We start from the raw sequence: 14,915 nt of genomic DNA, 5'->3' as shown, positions 1-14,915 counted from the left end.
GGGGTTTCTCTTGCCTCCGTGTCAGCAGTCCGCGACCGCCTCTATCCCGCAACGATGAGGCTTGAAATCATCGAGCGGTTCACTTGCTCGGCCAGAGTGATTGGAGCACCCCGACCGTCCGGTCCACCAGGACCTGGCCTCCTTCGGGGCCGACGACGCTGCTGGCGACGATGGCGCTGTAGCCGCCGCCGCGGACGGCTGGGGCGGTGGGTAGGTAGGTGCCGGGGCCGGTGAGCTGGATGACGAAGGTCTGGAGCGCCGGGCTCCGGGCCTTCATCTGGATGCCGTACTGGGTGTAGAGCTCGAACGGGTTGGTCGCGATGGCCACGTCGCCGAGCCGGATCGCGTGCAGCTCCATCCGGTAGGGCTGGGGCGTCCCGGCCTTCTGACGGTCATAACGGTCGATGACGTCCTGATACCAGGCCACGACCCATCGCCGCTCGGGGAAGGGCTTGTTGGTCGCGACTTCCTTGCGGGCGCCGGCCACTTCCTCCTCGGTCACCACGCGGAGCGGGAGGTCGACGGTCTCGACCCGATGGATCAGGGCGAGGTCGTCATGCTGCTCCTGGCGGGCGCCCTCGTAAGCCTCCTCCCAGGCCGCGACGACCCGCCGCGCCAGCTCCTCGAGCCGGCTGAGCTTGCGGAGCCGCCGCATCCGCTCCTCGGCCTCCTTGCGGTACATGAGGTGGGGCGACTGGTCGCCGGCGGCCCCGGTCCAGCCCAGGATCTGGAGGTCCGCCCCATGCCTGGCCTTGAGCGACTGGCGGATCTCGTGCCAGAAGTCGGCGTCGATGACCGAGTCCCCCTCGACCTCCTGGGACGGGCAGGCGACGTTCACCGCGGTGGCGAGGAGCTTGCCCTCGGCGTCCCAGAAGAAGAGCACCTCGATCCCCTGGTCCTCCGGCCCCTCGATGCCGCGGAAGTCGTCCTTCCCCGTGACCCCGTACATCACCGTCTTGCCGTCGGCGAAGACGGCGCGACGATTCTGGGCGACGACCGCGTGCCCGAGCCCCCAGCCGGCCCGACCAGGCGAGCGCGACGTCCAGGCCTTCGCGGCGGCCTCGGCGATCCGGCCGGCCAGGAACTCGGCATAGTCCAACGGCTGCATGACCCCGTCCTTCGGGATCAGGTATTGACCGTCCGAGTAGACGGGCGCGGTGTGCGTGTGCGTGGCGCTGACCACGAGCTTTCGGACGTCGAACCCGGGCAGCCGGTCCTTGAGAAGTGCCCGCGAGCGGTCGAGGACGGCCTGGTCGATCCCCACGAGGTCGCACGCGACGAGGATGGCGTGGTCGGTCGCCCGGTCGCCTTGCCTCGACTCGATGGCCAGCGCGGTCGCCGTAACCGGGCTCCTCACGCCCTTGGAGATCCGCGTGTTCATCTGGCCCTGGAGCGCGACCGTACGGTCGGGCGTGATGCTCACCGTCGCCGCGCCGACGCGAAGCTCGGCGGCCCGGGACTGGACGGGAGCAAGGGATGCGATGAGGGTGGTTGCCGCGAGGATGAGGCGGCGGGGACCCCGGGATGTAGCGGTCATCATGTCAATGATTCCCCTCGTTCGCGGATACGCCGCTCGCGGTTCATGGATGGCATTCGCGGGTCCAGGAGGTCGACGTGCGGTCAGTATCGCAGTCCGCCGTCGCGATCGCCAACTCCACGCGCGGAATTCCGTTCCGACGGGTCATTTCGGGTCGTCACGACGGGAATCTCCCGGGGGATCCTCCCCGCGCGGCAGCGATGACCGGCGGGACTCGCGTGGAATCACGACGCGGTCGTCGGGCGAGCCGGCGGCCTGTCGTCGCGGCATGACGAACCCGAACGACGATCCCTGGCCGGGGTGGCTCGAGAACTCGACGCGGCCGCCGTGCAGCTCCACGAACGCCTTGACCAGGCAGAGGCCAAGGCCCATCCCGCGCTTGCAGAACTGGTAGTCGCCGGAGGAATGGTGGAGGGTGTCGAAGCCGGTGAAGAAGGGCTCGAAGAGGTAGGGCTGTTCGCCCGGTTGGATGCCGATGCCCTGGTCCTCCACGACGACCCGTGTCCAGCCGTCGGGATCGGCCGCGTCCGCGAACCGGACGCGGATCACGCCGCCGTCGGGCGTGAACTTGATGGCGTTGGCGACCAGGTTGATCAGGATGTCGACGAGTTTGGGGGGATCGCCCTCGACCCGATTCGCGGCGGGATGGCCGTGGACCTCGACCCTCTGATTGCGGGCCTCCAGGTAGGGGGCCAGGGATTCCAGGGCCTCGGCCGCGACCTGCTCCAGGTCCACCGGCTGGACGTCGAGCGGGCGGCCGAAGGAACGAGTCTCGATGAGGTCGAGCATCCGGCGGACGGACTTCGCCAGTCGGGCCGCGGCGGCGTCGATCCGGTCGACCCATTGTCGCTCCGTGGGGCTGGCCTGGCCCTCCATCTTCATCTTCCAGAGGTTGGTCAGGCCCATGATCACGGTCACGGGCGTGTTCAGCTCGTGGCTGGCGACCTCGAGGAAGGCGTTCTTCAGCCGGTTGGCCTCGTGGAGGCGCTCATTGCTCGCCTTCAGGTCCGCGACCAGGCGGGCCTTCTCGACCAGGAGATCGTGCCGCTCCACGGCCTGGCGGAGGGCGGCCTCGAGATCGCCGGGCTCCCAGGGCTTGGTGACGTAGCGGAAGACGTGGCCCTCGTTGATGGCATCGACCACGGCGCGGATGTCGGTGAACGCGGTGAAGAGGAGCCGCGTGGATTCCGGGCGGATCGACCGCGCCTGGCGGAGTAGCTCCACGCCGGACATCCCCGGCATCCGCTGGTCCGAGAGGACGACCGCGACGTCGGGCTCCCGGCGGAGGACCTCGAGGGCCTGCTCGCCGTCCTGGCGGGTGACGACCTCATACGAGCGGCGGAGGAGGTCATGGACCGAGCGGAGGACGTCGGCCTCGTCGTCGACCACGAGCACCTTGGGGCGATGCTGGTCTCTTGCCATCGGCCGCTGGCCCTCTCGCCCGAGCCGTCCGGCCCGGCCCTCAGGATGCCTTGGACGGGGCGAACCTCTTGATCAGGGTGACCTCGTTCCCCTGCTCGTTGTGGCGCATCTCGTCGACCATGCCCTGGCAGATGAGCAGGCCGAATCCCCCCGCGCGGAGGCCGAGCTGTTCGCGGACGTCCAGGTGGGTGAAGGGGTCGTCGGGCATGGCGGCGTGAGGCAGGTTGGAGCGATTGAAGCCCGGGCCCTGGTCGCGGACCGTGATCTCCAGGTAGTCCTCGTGGATCCGGTACGTGATCTTCACGGGCCGGTCGGCCTGGTGCTGGTTGCCCCACTCGATGGCGTTGTGGGCCATCTCCATGACGGCCTGGCGGAGCTGCATGATCTGTTCGTCGGTCAGGGGGGTGGCCTGGCAGACGTGCATGAGGAAGTCGTTGAGGTCCTTCAGCAGCGAGACCTCGCTGTTGAGCTCGACGCTGACCTCTCCCTTGAGGGCCCTCTGATGGATGCTGTTCCGCCAGGCCCGGGCGGCGCCGATGGCCTCGATGAGCTCCTCCACGCCGTACGGCTTGGTCACGTAGGCGTTGGCGCCGACGCGGAACCCGTGGACGCGGTGCTGCATGTCGTTCAGGGCGGTGAGCATGACGACCGGGATCAGCATGGTCGCGCGGTCGAGGCGGAGCTGCCGGCAGACGTCGAAGCCGTTGATGTCCGGGAGCATCAGGTCGAGCAGGAGGACGTCCGGGACGTGCGTGCGGGCCAGGCGCAGGCCGGTCGAGCCGTTCTCGGCGACGAGCGGCTCGAAGTCGCGCATCCGCAGGATCCGGGCGACGAGTGCCGCCTGGTCCGGATGGTCTTCCACGATGAGCGCCTTGGCCATCGATCGGCTCCCCGTTAGGTGACGTGCAGCTCCACGACGTCACCGTCCTGCAACTCATGGTCTCGCTTCACGGTCTGTCCGTCGAAGGCCCCGCTCCCCCAGACGCGGGCGGACTTCAAGGTCTGCTCGAAGTCCCGGTGGATCTCCCGGGCCAGGTCGAGCACGATGCTCCCCATGGGCAACGTGAAAGGCCGGGAGCGATCGACGGGCTTCCCCGGCACCTTCGTGTAGACGCGAAAGACGCCTAATAGATGGTATGCGGCATCGCGGACCGATTCCAGCCCTTGCCCGCCCTGCGCCGAGGCCGGGATGATCGGGAAATTCGATTCCATCAGCTCGCGGAGGATCGCGAGCCGGTCCTCGGCGCCGGGCTCGTCGCACCGGTTCGCGATCATCACGGTCTTGATGTGACGCAGGGATTCATCCTCGTCATCGACGGGCGGCGTGCCGACGAGCTCGGTCTTCGTGGCCGCCAGCCGCTGGAGGACGGCGTCGAGCGCCTCCACGACGTCATCGCTGGAGAGGTCCGCGACCAGCAGGGCGGCGTCGGCCGATCGGACGAGGCTTGGGACCCACGGCTCGAGGAACTCGGGCGAGATCGGCGGCAGGTCCACGAGCTGCACCGGGACGTCCTGCCACATCATGATGCCCGGCTGCGGCGCGCGCGTCGTGAACGGATAGGCCGCGACTTCCGGGTGGGCCTTCGTGAGCGCCGCAAGCAGCGCGCTCTTGCCCGAATTGGGAGGCCCCACGAGCACCACCTGCCCGGCGCCGTCGTGGGGGACGGCATGGCTCACGCCCGACTTCTTGGCGGCCCCCTTGGATCCCTCGATCTCGTCCTTGAGCCGGCTGATCTTCTGCTTGAGATCGGACTGGAGCTTCTCCGTCCCCTTGTGCTTGGGGAGCAGGCGGAACATCTCCCGGAGCTTTTCGAGCCGATCCGCGGCCGTGGAGGCGCGGCGGAATTCCTCCTCGGCCTTCAGGTAGGGCGGCGGCAGGTTGGCCGGCATCGCGGCAACTCTCCACGGCGGATCGGGTCGCAACCCCAAGAACCGTATCGAGTGCCGGGATGCAATGCAAGGGTATGAGCGATGCCAGGCGGCCCGCCGACTCAGGCTTCCCCCGGGGCGACCTCGTTGTTTCGCCGCGCGGCGGCCTCGTTGAGCGTCGTGAGCCACGAGGGCGAGAGTCGCGAGGTGCTGTCCTTGCCGAGTGCGGACCGGGTGCCGATGCCGCCGGGACCGGGGAGCAGGCGATTGAGCAGGCCCATCAGGTCCGCCGTCAGGCCGGGGAAGGGGCCGTGGAAGAGCACGGCAAGCTTCGCCGGCAGGGTGATGATCACCTCCGGGTCGCCGTGCTCGAGGGCATTCACCACGGATCGCGCGGCAGCCTCGGCGCTGATGGACAGGCCGGGGATCGAGTCGCTGATGCTGAAAATCGCGTACTCGGCCCGATGCTGCCCCTTGAACTCGGCGTTCCGCGGGCTTCCCGTGCGCATCAGGCCCGGCAGGACGGTCGTGACGTGAATGCCGTCCTTGAGCAGCTCGGCACGCAGCCCTTCAGAAAGGCCACGGAGTGCGAACTTGCTGCTGCCGTACGGCACCAGGTGCGGCGCGCTGACGGCCCCGCCGACCGAGGCGATGTTCACGATCCGGCCCGACTTCCGCGATCGCATCTCCGGCAGGACCTCGAGGATCGCGTGCAGGGGGGCCCAGAAATGGGTCTTCATCGCCCGGTCGAAATCCTCGGTCGTGGTGGTCTCGAACGGCCGGACCTGGATGATCCCCGCATTGTTCACGAGGATGTCGATGTGGCCGTAATGCGCCCGGACCTCGCCGACGAGGCGGCGGATCTGGTCGGGCTCGGTCAGGTCGCAGGGGACCGCGAGCACCTCGGCCCCGCGGCCGGCCAGGTCCTGGCGGGCACGCTCGAGCTCGTCGACATCGCGGGCGCAGATGGCCAGGCGGGCACCCCGCGAAGCGAGCTCGCGAGCGATCGTCAGCCCGAAGCCGCGCGAGCCGCCGGTCACCAGGGCGACCCCGCCCCTCGGGTCGAGGCGGCGGGCCCGACGGATCAGCGCCCGGCCGATCAGGATCGAGCCCGCCCCCGCCGCCGTAGCGAGCAGGCCCTTTCGCACGATCGCATTCATCGTCCTTTCCCCCTCCCGTTCGGTCGTCCGGGCCGTCATCCGGGCGGGCTCGCGGGGGTGGCATCAACCCGAGCGGCGAGCCGGCAAGGCTGCCAGAAGCAAAAGCCCTGCCGCGTCCTCCCTCGAGCCGAATCGGAACGCGAATTGCTTCCAGCAAGGGTATGGCTCCCGCATCGCGGGCAAGCCCCGGACTTCCGCACCGAGAGAGACTTTCTGGAGATAGCCGCCATGAGTCGCATGACGAATCAACCCCGGACGGGTCACCAATCCGGAAACTACCCCGGACGTGGCGACCACACAGAAGGCGTCGTCGCCCGGACGATTGAGGAGCAGACGGCGAAGCTACCGTCGGACCTTTTCCTCTGGGCCGCCGGAGCATCGATCATCGGCTCGCTGGCGATGAAGGTGTCCGGACGAGACCACGAGGCCCTTTTCGTCGGCCAGTGGGCGCCCACGTTCCTCCTGCTCGGGATCTACAACAAGCTCGTCAAGGTGGCGGGCTCGGACGCCTACTCGGGTTGAAAGGCCCGTTCGAGGCCCCCTCGCCATAGGGCGAGGGGGCTTGACCTTTCAGCTATGGATCGCCCGCTTGTCCACGGCGAGGGCCGCCTCCTTGACGGACTCGCTGAGGGTCGGATGGGCGTGGCAGGTCCGGGCGATGTCCTCGGCGGAGCCGGCGAACTCCATGACGGCGACGGCCTCGGCGATCATGTCGCTGGCGCGGGGGCCCAGGATGTGGACGCCGAGGACGCGGTCGGTCGCGGCGTCGGCGAGGATCTTCACCAGGCCCTCGGTCTCGTCCATCGCCTTGGCGCGGCCGTTGGCCAGGAAGGGGAACTTGCCGACCTTGTACGCGAGGCCCTTCGCCTTCGCCTGCTCCTCGGAGAGGCCGACGCTCGCCAGCTCGGGCCAGGTGTAGACGACGCCCGGGATCGTGTCGTAATTCACGTGGCCGGCCTTGCCCGCGAGCAGCTCCGCGAAGGCCACGCCCTCGTCCTCGGCCTTGTGGGCGAGCATCGGGCCCTCGATGAGGTCGCCGATGGCGGAGATCGTCGGCACGTTGGTCCGGAAGTGAGCATCGACGGTAACCCGGCCCGACTTCGCGTCCGATTTCACGCCCGCGGCCGCGAGGTCCAGGCCCTCGGTATACGGCCGACGGCCGACCGCGACCAGCACCTTGTCGCAGCTCACGGTCACGGACTTGCCGTCCTTCCCCTCCGCGCTGACGGTGACGCGGTCCCCCTCCACCTTGGCGCCGGTGACCTTGGTGTCGAGGTGGAACTGGAAGCCCTGCTTCGTGAGGCTCTTCTGGAGGAGGGTGCCGAGCTCCTCGTCGGCCGTGGCGACGATCCGGGGGAGGAACTCGATGACCGTCACCGCGGCGCCGAGCCGCCGCCAGACCGAGCCGAGCTCGAGGCCGATGACGCCGCCGCCGATGACGACGAGGTGCTCCGGCACCTTCTCGAAGCAGAGGGCCTCGGTCGAGCTGACGACGGACTTGCCGTCGAACGGGAGGAAGGGGAGCCGCGTCGAATCCGAGCCCGTGGCCAGGAGGATGTGGCCGGCCTCGAGGTCGGCGGTGCCCCCCTCGTTGAGGGCGACCTGCACCGTGGTGGGCGAGGTCAGCTTCGCGGAGCCGAATACAGGCTCGATCTTGTTCTTGCGGAAGAGGTAGCGGACGCCGTCGGTCAGCTCCTTGACGACCTTGTCCTTGCGTTTGAGCATGGCCGGGACGTCGAGGCCGAGGTTGTCCACCTTGATGCCGTGGCGGCCGAACCGCTCCTTCGCCAGGTGGTAGAGCTCGCTCGAATCGAGGAGGGCCTTGCTCGGGATGCAGCCGATGTTCAGGCAAGTCCCGCCGAGGGCGGCCCGCTTCTCGACGCAGGCCACCTTCATGCCGAGCTGAGCCGCGCGGATCGCCGCCACGTAGCCGCCCGGCCCCGCGCCGATGACGACCAGATCAAACCGCTGTGCCACGTTCAGTTCCCTTTCCGGATCGGCCGCGTGCCGAATTGCTCAAAGGTCCAGGAGCATCCGCTCCGGCTCCTCGATGCACTCCTTGATCCGGACCAGGAAGCTGACGGCCTCGCGGCCGTCGATGATCCGGTGATCGTAGGAGAGTGCCAGGTACATCATGGGTCGGATCACGATCTGATCGTCGACGACGACGGGCCGCTTCTTGATCGAGTGCATCCCGAGGATGCCGCTCTGGGGCGGGTTCAGGATCGGCGTGGAGAGGAGCGAGCCGAAGACGCCGCCGTTGGTGATGGTGAACGTCCCCCCCTGGAGCTCGTCCACGGTGATCGTCCCCTTGCGGCCGCGTTCGCCGAGGCCGGCGATGGTCTTCTCGATCGCGGCGAATGACAGGGTGTCGGCGTCCCGGATCACCGGGACCATCAGCCCGCGCTCGGTGCTGACGGCGACGCCGATGTCGTACGCGTTGTTGTAGACGATGTCGGTCCCGTCGATCCGGCCGTTGACCGCCGGGAAGGCCTTCAGGGCCTCGATGGCGGCCTTCACGAAGAAGGACATGAAGCCCAGGCCCACGCCGTGCTTCGCCTTGAACGACTCCTTGTAGCGGGCGCGGAGCTCGCTGACGCGGGAGACGTCGACCTCGTTGAAGGTGGTCAGGATGGCGGCCGTGTGCTGGGCCTCGACGAGCCGCTGGGCGATCTTCTGGCGGAGCCCGCTCATCCGCTGGCGGGTCTCGCGGCCGGCGGAGGGCCGTGCCGTCGCCGCCGGAGCCGAGGGCGGAGCGGAAGGCTTCACGACCGGCGAGGCCGCGGGCGCGGCCGGCGGCGCCGGTTTTTCGGGCGCGGCCGGCTTCGCCAGGTGCTCGATCACGTCCCCCTTGGTGATCCGGCCGCCGGGGCCGGTCGGCGCGACCTTCGCGGGGTCGACGTGCTCCTCGGCCGTGATCCGCCGGACGGCCGGTGAGAGGGGCAGGGCGGCCTCGGCCGAGGTCGCCCCGCCGTTGGGCGACGGGGCCGCGGGGGCGGGTGCGGGTGCGGGGGCGGGGGCGGCCTTCTCAACGGCCGCGGCCTTGCCGTCGGGGTCGAGCGTGCCGATGGTGGCGCCGATGGCGACGGTGTCACCTTCCGCGGCCGCGACCTTGAGCAGGCCCCCCGCGGCGGCGGGGACGACGTTGCTGGCCTTGTCGGTCTCGAGCTCGAAGAGGGGCTCGCCCGCCTTGACGACGGAGCCGTCGGGCTTCAGCCAGCGGGCCAGGATCCCCTCGGTGATGGATTCCCCGACACCGGGGACGACGATCGGGACGGCAGCCATGTCTCAGTGAACTCCTTGGCGGGCGGCCATGCCGGGCATGGCGAGCGAGCGGACGGGGGTCGCGGCCACGAGGTGCGGCACGGTCGCGCCGATGGCCGCCTCGACGAGCTCGGCCTGCTCCTGGTCGTGGACGAGCTTGGAGCCGGTGGCCGGGCTGGCGCTGGCGTCGCGGCCGACGTACTGGAAATGGCCCTTCGTCAGCTCCTGGAGCCTGGGCGCCACGAACGTCCAGGCGCCCATGTTCTGGGATTCCTCCTGGACCCAGACCCATTCGGTCGCGGCCCCGTAGCGGGCCAGCACCTTCTTCAGCTCGTCCGCCGGCCAGGGGTAGAGCTGCTCGACGCGGATGATCGCCACCTCCTTCTCCTTGCCGACGGCCTCGCGGCGGGCGACCAGGTCGTAATAGACCTTGCCCGAGCAGAGGACCACCCGGCCGGCGCGGTCGGAGGTGGTCGCGTCGTCGAGGACGTTGCGGAAGGAGCCGACGGTGAGCTGGTCGACGGGCGAGACCGCCGCCTTGTGGCGGAGCAGGCTCTTGGGGGTCATCACGACCAGGGGCTTGCGGAAGTTCCGCCGCACCTGCCGCCTCAGGAGGTGGAAATACTGGGCGGGGGTGGACGGGACCGCGACCTGGATGTTCTCCTCGGCGCAGAGCGAGAGGTAGCGCTCGAGCCGGGCGCTGGAGTGCTCGGGCCCCTGGCCCTCGTAGCCGTGCGGCAGGAGCATGACCAGGCCGCTGCCGCGGCCCCACTTGGACTCGGCGGAGGCGATGAACTGGTCGATGATGACCTGGGCCCCGTTGGCGAAGTCGCCGAACTGGGCCTCCCACATGATCAGCATGTGGGGCTCCTCCAGCGAGTAGCCGTAGTCGAACCCGAGCACCGCGGCCTCGGAGAGGAGGCTGTCGTAGACGCAGAGCTCGGCCTGGCCCTCGGCCAGGTGGTTCAGCGGGGTCCAGCGGTCGCCGTTGTGCTGGTCCACGAGCACGGCGTGCCGCTGGCTGAAGGTGCCACGGCGGCTGTCCTGGCCGCTCAGGCGGACCGGCGTGTCCTCGAGCAGGAGCGACCCGAAGGCGAGGGCCTCGCCGGTCGCCCAGTCGACCTCGCCGCGGGTCTCCACGGACTTCAGCCGGGCGCCGTAGATCCGGGTCAGCTTCGGATTGACGGTGAAGCCGGCCGGCGGCTGGGTGGCGACCGTCGCGATCGCCTTCAGGGTTTCGAAGGCGACGCCGGTCTCCACCGACTCGAACGAGTAGTTCGGGGTCAGGCTCGCCCACGGCCCGGTGGCGTATCCCGGCGAGACCATCCGGGGCTCGACGCCGCGGACCTTCACCTCCTCGAAGACCTCCTGCATCTTCTCGGCGAACGTCTCGGCGATCGTCTCCGCCTCCTGGCTGGAGAGCTCGCCGGAGAGCACGAGCTGCTCGGTGTAGAGCTCGCGGATGCTGATCCGGTTGCGGATCTTCTCGTACATCAGGGGCTGGGTGAACCCCGGCTCGTCCCCCTCGTTGTGGCCGTGCCGGCGGTAGCAGAACATGTCGATGACGACGTCCTGGCCGAACGTCTGGCGGAAGTCGGTGGCGAGCTCGCCGACGTAGACGACCGCCTCCGGATCCTCGCCGTTGACGTGGAAGATCGGCACCTCGATCATCTTGGCGACGTCGGTGCAGTAGCGGGTGGACCGGGCGTCGCTGGGCGAGGTCGTGAAGCCGATCTGGTTGTTCACGACGATGTGGATCGTCCCGCCGGTCCGGTAGCCCGGGAGCTGGGACAGATTGAGTGTCTCGGGGACGAGCCCCTGGCCGGCGAACGCGGCGTCGCCGTGGATCAGGATCGGGACGCCCAGGCGTCGGTCGGAGTCCTTGTAGCGGCGCTGCTTGGCCCGCATCCGGCCCTCGACGACCGGGTCCACGGCCTCGAGGTGGCTGGGGTTGGGCGTCAGCGTGAGGTGGACCGTCCGCTTATCCTGGGTCACGTGGTCGGCGGAGAAGCCGAGGTGATACTTGACGTCGCCGTCGCCGGCGACCGTCTCCGGCATGTTCCCCTCGAACTCGCTGAAGATCAGGCTGTAGGGCTTGTGGAGGATGTTCGCCAGCACGTTGAGCCGCCCGCGGTGGGGCATCCCGAGCACGACCTCGGCCACGCCGTGCGTCCCCGACCGCTCGATGATGGCGTCCAGCAGCGGGATCAGCATCTCGCCCCCCTCGAGCGAGAACCGCTTCTGGCCCACGTAGTTCTTGTGGAGGAAATTCTCGAAGAGCTCCGCCGCATTCAACTTGTAGATGATCCGCCGCCGCTTCTTCAGGTCCATCGCGGGCCGGTTGCGGACGGGTTCCATCCGGTCGAGCAACCACTGGCGGATTTCCAGGTTCTGGATGTGCATGAACTCGACGCCGATCGTCCGGCAGTAGGTGTCGTGGAGGATCGACAGCAGTTGCCGGAGCGTGCAGTGGTTGTTCGGGCCGAGCTTGCTCCAGAAGGTCTGGTCGAGCATCTCGTCGGAGAGCCCGAAGTTGGACAGGTCGAGCTGCTCATACGACTGACGCCGAGGGACCATGCCCAGCGGGTCGAGGTTGGCGAGATAGTGGCCCATCTCCCGGTAGGCGTCCACCAGCCGGGTGACCGCCTTGACGGCGAACTGCCGGGGCGCCTCGCCGTCGCCGTCGGCCGTCAGCCCCTTGAAAGACTGACCGAGCTCGTAACCCTCGAAGAAGTTACGCCAGGATGGATCCACCGATTCGGGATCACGCAACCAGCGTTGGTGATAGTCCTCGAGCAGATCCAGGTTGGCTCGGTTGGCCACCGTTGGGGGTGTCATGGTCGTGTGATCTCCAGGCGAAACAGGGGCCGCCTGACGGCCGGGCGCGTTCGCCTCGGAAGGGGGGGCGGGATGGGGCTGGTCGGTGGGCCTTCCCGGCGGGCGCGCCGGGGCTCGGCGGGCGGCCCGTCGCACGCCGGATATCTCCACGGCACGTCGGATCGATCGTCGGCCCGCGTCCTCGGAGAGGAGATCGCGGACAGGGTACGAACCTCGGGCGCGGCCGTAAACGGCGAATGAGCCGTCTCTTCAGAATCGCTCGATCCAGGATCGGTTGGCGAACCGTTCGGAGAGCAGTGATTCGAGCAGGTGGTGCGGAACATCCGTCGCCGAGGCTTGCGAAGGAGGGATCATCCAGGCCGCGCGGATCGATGCTTCCACGATTCTACGCGGAAGGCCCAGATTGCTCAAGAACTCGCCGTGGGATCGGCCCTGCCGATATGCCGGTTGGCGAGGTGGCGCCTTGAGATAGCGCTCGATCCGGTCGAGGTCGAAATGATGGAGGATCGAGGCGTGGACGAGGAACCAAGACCGGAGCCGCCGCTGGGCGCTGCCGGCGACCTTGCGGCCGTCGACGGCCAGGTCACCGGATCCCAGGACGCCGACGGGTCGCTCGGGCCTGGTCAGCGCCTCGGCCAGCCGGCCCATCACGTATCCCTGAGCACCCTCCACGGTCGCCAGGCCCGGGGCCGCCGTCGCGGGAAGAACGACCGTCACGTTCAGCGCCCCAGGGCCGATCAGGACGGTCCCGCCGCCGCTCGATCGCCGCAGGACCGGGACGCCGTCCGCCTCGCACCGGTCCAGGTGCACCTCCTCGGCCCGCCTCCGCGAGGCCCCCAGGATCACGGCGTATCCCGGCGACTCCCAGGCCCGGACGACCGCGCCGGCCCTCCCCTCGTCGGCCTCGATGAGGAGGGCCTCGTCCGCGGCGAGGTTCGCCTCGACCGGACGGAACGTTTTGTCCATCCAGGAGATAGAGTCGAGGGGCGGGGTCAGAACGCCTCCTTCTCCACGCGGAAGATCGTGTGGCAGTCCACGCACGTCTTCTTCACGTTCTCGTAGAGTTGCTTGGCGTCCTTCTGGCTGGTGGCCTCCTTCTTCACGCCGTCGGCCATCTCCTTCAGGGTCTTCTCCCAGGCGTCCATGATCTCGTCCCACTTCTTGACGGGCTCCTTCACGTCCTTGACGTTGGTGACGTACGGCTCGCGGATGGACTTGCTATCCTTCGCGAGCTTGATGTACTCCTCGAGGGCCTTGTCCAGGTCCTTGCGGGATTTCTGGTACTGGGCGGCGTTGCGGACGTACTTGGGGACGGCGATATTGAGCTTCTGGACCTTCTCCATGATCTTGCCCAGGGGCGTCTCATTCTCCTCGTGGGCTTCCTTCTTCTCCTGGGCCTGGGCGGAGCCCAGCCCGCAGGCGACGATCAGGGCGGCGGTGGCGGCGAGGCCGATCCATTTGCGGTACATCGGGGCGGGCTCCTGGGGAGAAAATAGGGTAGGCTGTAGCGGATCCGGCCGAGGATCGGTGCACGGGACGATCCTCCGGGCGTGCTCGTTCCGGGGATCCTAAAAAATATCTCGGCCCGTCGACCGCTTCAAGGGCGTCGCCGAGCCCGGGCCGGCCGCGACCGGCCCGCCACAGGACTTCCGAGCAGAGGGTGCGGTTCCTCCATCATGAGCGAATCCCTGGACTACCGATCGGCGGGCGTCGACCTCAACACCTACGAGGAGACCATGTCCCGCCTGCCGCCCCTGATGCGGCGGACCTTCTCCCCTCGGGTCATCGAATGGAAGGACGGCTTCGCCGGCCTCTTCCGCCTGGATGACCAGATCGGCCTCCTCTCGCGGACCTATCGGGACCCCGTCCTGGTGGCCTCCACCGATGGCGTCGGGACCAAGCTCAAGGTCGCCGTCGCCGCGGGCCGGCACGGGACGGTCGGGATCGACCTGGTCGCGATGTCGGTCAACGACTGCCTCTGCGCGGGGGCCGAGCCGCTGATCTTCCTCGATTACGTCGCCATGTCGAAGGACGACCCCGCGCTCACCGCCGAGATCGTCCGGGGGATCAGCGACGGCTGCATCGAGGCCGAGTGCTCCCTCATCGGGGGCGAGACGGCCATCCTGCCGGAGTTCTATCAGCCGGGCGAATATGACCTGGCCGGCTTCTGCCTGGGCGTGGTCGATCGGAAACAGATCCTCGACGGGAAGGAGATCCGTCGGGGGGACAAGGTCATCGGCCTGGCCAGCTCCGGGCTCCACTCCAACGGCTACAGCCTGGCCCGCAAGATCGTCGAGCGGTCCGGGCTGGCGCTCGACGCCCGCGTCGAGGCCCTGGGGAAGACCGTCGCCGACGAGCTCCTCGAGCCGACCCGGATCTACACCCGTCCGCTCAAGACGATCCGCCGCAACTATCGGGTCAAGAAGACGATCCACGGCGTCGCCCACATCACCGGCGGCGGCCTCATCGACAACCCCCCCCGCGTCCTCCCGGAAGGGCTCGCCATCCGCCTGGAACGCGGCTCGTGGCAGATCCCGCCGGTCTTTCGCTGGCTGCAAGGCCTTGGCGGGATTCCGGATCCGGAGATGTTCCGGGTCTTCAACATGGGCATCGGCCTGGTCCTGATCGTGGCCGAATACTACGCCGACTCCATCGTCCGGCACCTGAACCAGAAGGCCGCCGTGCCGTCCTGGATCATCGGCGAGGTCATCGCCGGCGATCGCGACGTTCTGTGGGCCTGACCGCGGGACGGGGCGGCCCTGATCGCGGCGCGACCGCGAACAGAATCCGAAGGGCGCACGACACGGTTTGTATTGACGGCGGTC

At 68.6% G+C, this 14,915-nt stretch carries 12 protein-coding genes; 2 read left to right on the top strand and 10 right to left on the bottom strand.

Going from position 1 to position 14,915, the window contains the following annotated elements:
* Window positions 1–79: 79 nt before the first annotated feature.
* The 5 genes from G6O54_RS27290 to G6O54_RS27270 form a co-directional block, all read right to left on the bottom strand.
* Window positions 80–1,540 (bottom strand): hypothetical protein, encoded by a 1,461-nt coding sequence (locus G6O54_RS27290; RefSeq protein WP_165230513.1) that lies wholly within the window; start codon window positions 1,538–1,540, stop codon window positions 80–82.
* Between the two features lie 141 nt (window positions 1,541–1,681).
* On the bottom strand, window positions 1,682–2,959 hold the full coding sequence (locus G6O54_RS27285; RefSeq protein ID WP_165230510.1) for a hybrid sensor histidine kinase/response regulator: 1,278 nt from the start codon (window positions 2,957–2,959) through the stop codon (window positions 1,682–1,684).
* 40 nt (window positions 2,960–2,999) lie between these two features.
* Window positions 3,000–3,839 (bottom strand): response regulator, encoded by an 840-nt coding sequence (locus G6O54_RS27280; RefSeq protein ID WP_165230507.1) that lies wholly within the window; start codon window positions 3,837–3,839, stop codon window positions 3,000–3,002.
* A 14-nt stretch (window positions 3,840–3,853) separates the two neighbouring features.
* Entirely contained in the window at window positions 3,854–4,849 is a 996-nt protein-coding gene (locus G6O54_RS27275) for a GTPase (protein WP_165230504.1), read from the bottom strand.
* A 101-nt stretch (window positions 4,850–4,950) separates the two neighbouring features.
* Window positions 4,951–5,988, bottom strand: coding sequence for an SDR family NAD(P)-dependent oxidoreductase (locus G6O54_RS27270; protein ID WP_165230501.1), 1,038 nt, complete (start codon window positions 5,986–5,988; stop codon window positions 4,951–4,953).
* Between the two features lie 237 nt (window positions 5,989–6,225).
* Between G6O54_RS27270 and G6O54_RS27265 the strand changes: the two genes are divergently transcribed.
* A complete protein-coding gene (locus tag G6O54_RS27265) occupies window positions 6,226–6,510 on the top strand; it encodes a hypothetical protein (RefSeq protein WP_165230603.1) in 285 nt (94 codons plus the stop codon).
* 48 nt (window positions 6,511–6,558) lie between these two features.
* Here the strand turns inward: G6O54_RS27265 and lpdA are convergent, their stop codons facing one another.
* The 5 genes from lpdA to G6O54_RS27240 form a co-directional block, all read right to left on the bottom strand.
* On the bottom strand, window positions 6,559–7,965 hold the full coding sequence (gene lpdA, locus G6O54_RS27260; RefSeq protein WP_165230498.1) for a dihydrolipoyl dehydrogenase: 1,407 nt from the start codon (window positions 7,963–7,965) through the stop codon (window positions 6,559–6,561).
* A gap of 39 nt (window positions 7,966–8,004) precedes the next feature.
* Entirely contained in the window at window positions 8,005–9,273 is a 1,269-nt protein-coding gene (gene odhB, locus G6O54_RS27255) for a 2-oxoglutarate dehydrogenase complex dihydrolipoyllysine-residue succinyltransferase (protein ID WP_165230495.1), read from the bottom strand.
* Between the two features lie 3 nt (window positions 9,274–9,276).
* Window positions 9,277–12,090, bottom strand: coding sequence for a 2-oxoglutarate dehydrogenase E1 component (locus tag G6O54_RS27250; protein WP_165230492.1), 2,814 nt, complete (start codon window positions 12,088–12,090; stop codon window positions 9,277–9,279).
* 249 nt (window positions 12,091–12,339) lie between these two features.
* Window positions 12,340–13,056, bottom strand: coding sequence for a lipoate--protein ligase family protein (locus G6O54_RS27245; RefSeq protein WP_250847113.1), 717 nt, complete (start codon window positions 13,054–13,056; stop codon window positions 12,340–12,342).
* A gap of 26 nt (window positions 13,057–13,082) precedes the next feature.
* The gene (locus tag G6O54_RS27240) at window positions 13,083–13,559 is read right to left on the bottom strand and encodes a hypothetical protein (protein WP_165230489.1); all 477 of its coding nucleotides are present in this window, start codon (window positions 13,557–13,559) and stop codon (window positions 13,083–13,085) included.
* A gap of 207 nt (window positions 13,560–13,766) precedes the next feature.
* Between G6O54_RS27240 and purM the strand changes: the two genes are divergently transcribed.
* Window positions 13,767–14,831: a phosphoribosylformylglycinamidine cyclo-ligase gene (purM, locus tag G6O54_RS27235; protein WP_165230486.1), complete on the top strand. Its 1,065-nt coding sequence runs from the start codon at window positions 13,767–13,769 to the stop codon at window positions 14,829–14,831.
* The last annotated feature ends 84 nt before the right edge of the window (window positions 14,832–14,915 follow it).

The sequence above is a fragment of the Aquisphaera insulae genome (genome assembly GCF_011064615.1).
GTDB classification, from domain to species: domain Bacteria; phylum Planctomycetota; class Planctomycetia; order Isosphaerales; family Isosphaeraceae; genus Aquisphaera; species Aquisphaera insulae.
This window is presented reverse-complemented; position numbering and strand designations above follow the sequence as displayed.

Excerpts from the sequence above, each read along its gene's own strand:
- G6O54_RS27275 (WP_165230504.1), bottom strand. The coding sequence starts at position 4,849 with ATGCCGGCCAACCTGCCGCCGCCCTACCTGAAGGCCGAGGAGGAATTC.
- odhB (WP_165230495.1), bottom strand. The coding sequence starts at position 9,273 with ATGGCTGCCGTCCCGATCGTCGTCCCCGGTGTCGGGGAATCCATCACC.
- G6O54_RS27290 (WP_165230513.1), bottom strand. The coding sequence starts at position 1,540 with ATGATGACCGCTACATCCCGGGGTCCCCGCCGCCTCATCCTCGCGGCA.
- purM (WP_165230486.1), top strand. The coding sequence starts at position 13,767 with ATGAGCGAATCCCTGGACTACCGATCGGCGGGCGTCGACCTCAACACC.
- G6O54_RS27285 (WP_165230510.1), bottom strand. The coding sequence starts at position 2,959 with ATGGCAAGAGACCAGCATCGCCCCAAGGTGCTCGTGGTCGACGACGAG.
- G6O54_RS27245 (WP_250847113.1), bottom strand. The coding sequence starts at position 13,056 with ATGGACAAAACGTTCCGTCCGGTCGAGGCGAACCTCGCCGCGGACGAG.
- G6O54_RS27280 (WP_165230507.1), bottom strand. The coding sequence starts at position 3,839 with ATGGCCAAGGCGCTCATCGTGGAAGACCATCCGGACCAGGCGGCACTC.
- G6O54_RS27250 (WP_165230492.1), bottom strand. The coding sequence starts at position 12,090 with ATGACACCCCCAACGGTGGCCAACCGAGCCAACCTGGATCTGCTCGAG.
- G6O54_RS27240 (WP_165230489.1), bottom strand. The coding sequence starts at position 13,559 with ATGTACCGCAAATGGATCGGCCTCGCCGCCACCGCCGCCCTGATCGTC.
- G6O54_RS27265 (WP_165230603.1), top strand. The coding sequence starts at position 6,226 with ATGACGAATCAACCCCGGACGGGTCACCAATCCGGAAACTACCCCGGA.
- G6O54_RS27270 (WP_165230501.1), bottom strand. The coding sequence starts at position 5,988 with ATGAATGCGATCGTGCGAAAGGGCCTGCTCGCTACGGCGGCGGGGGCG.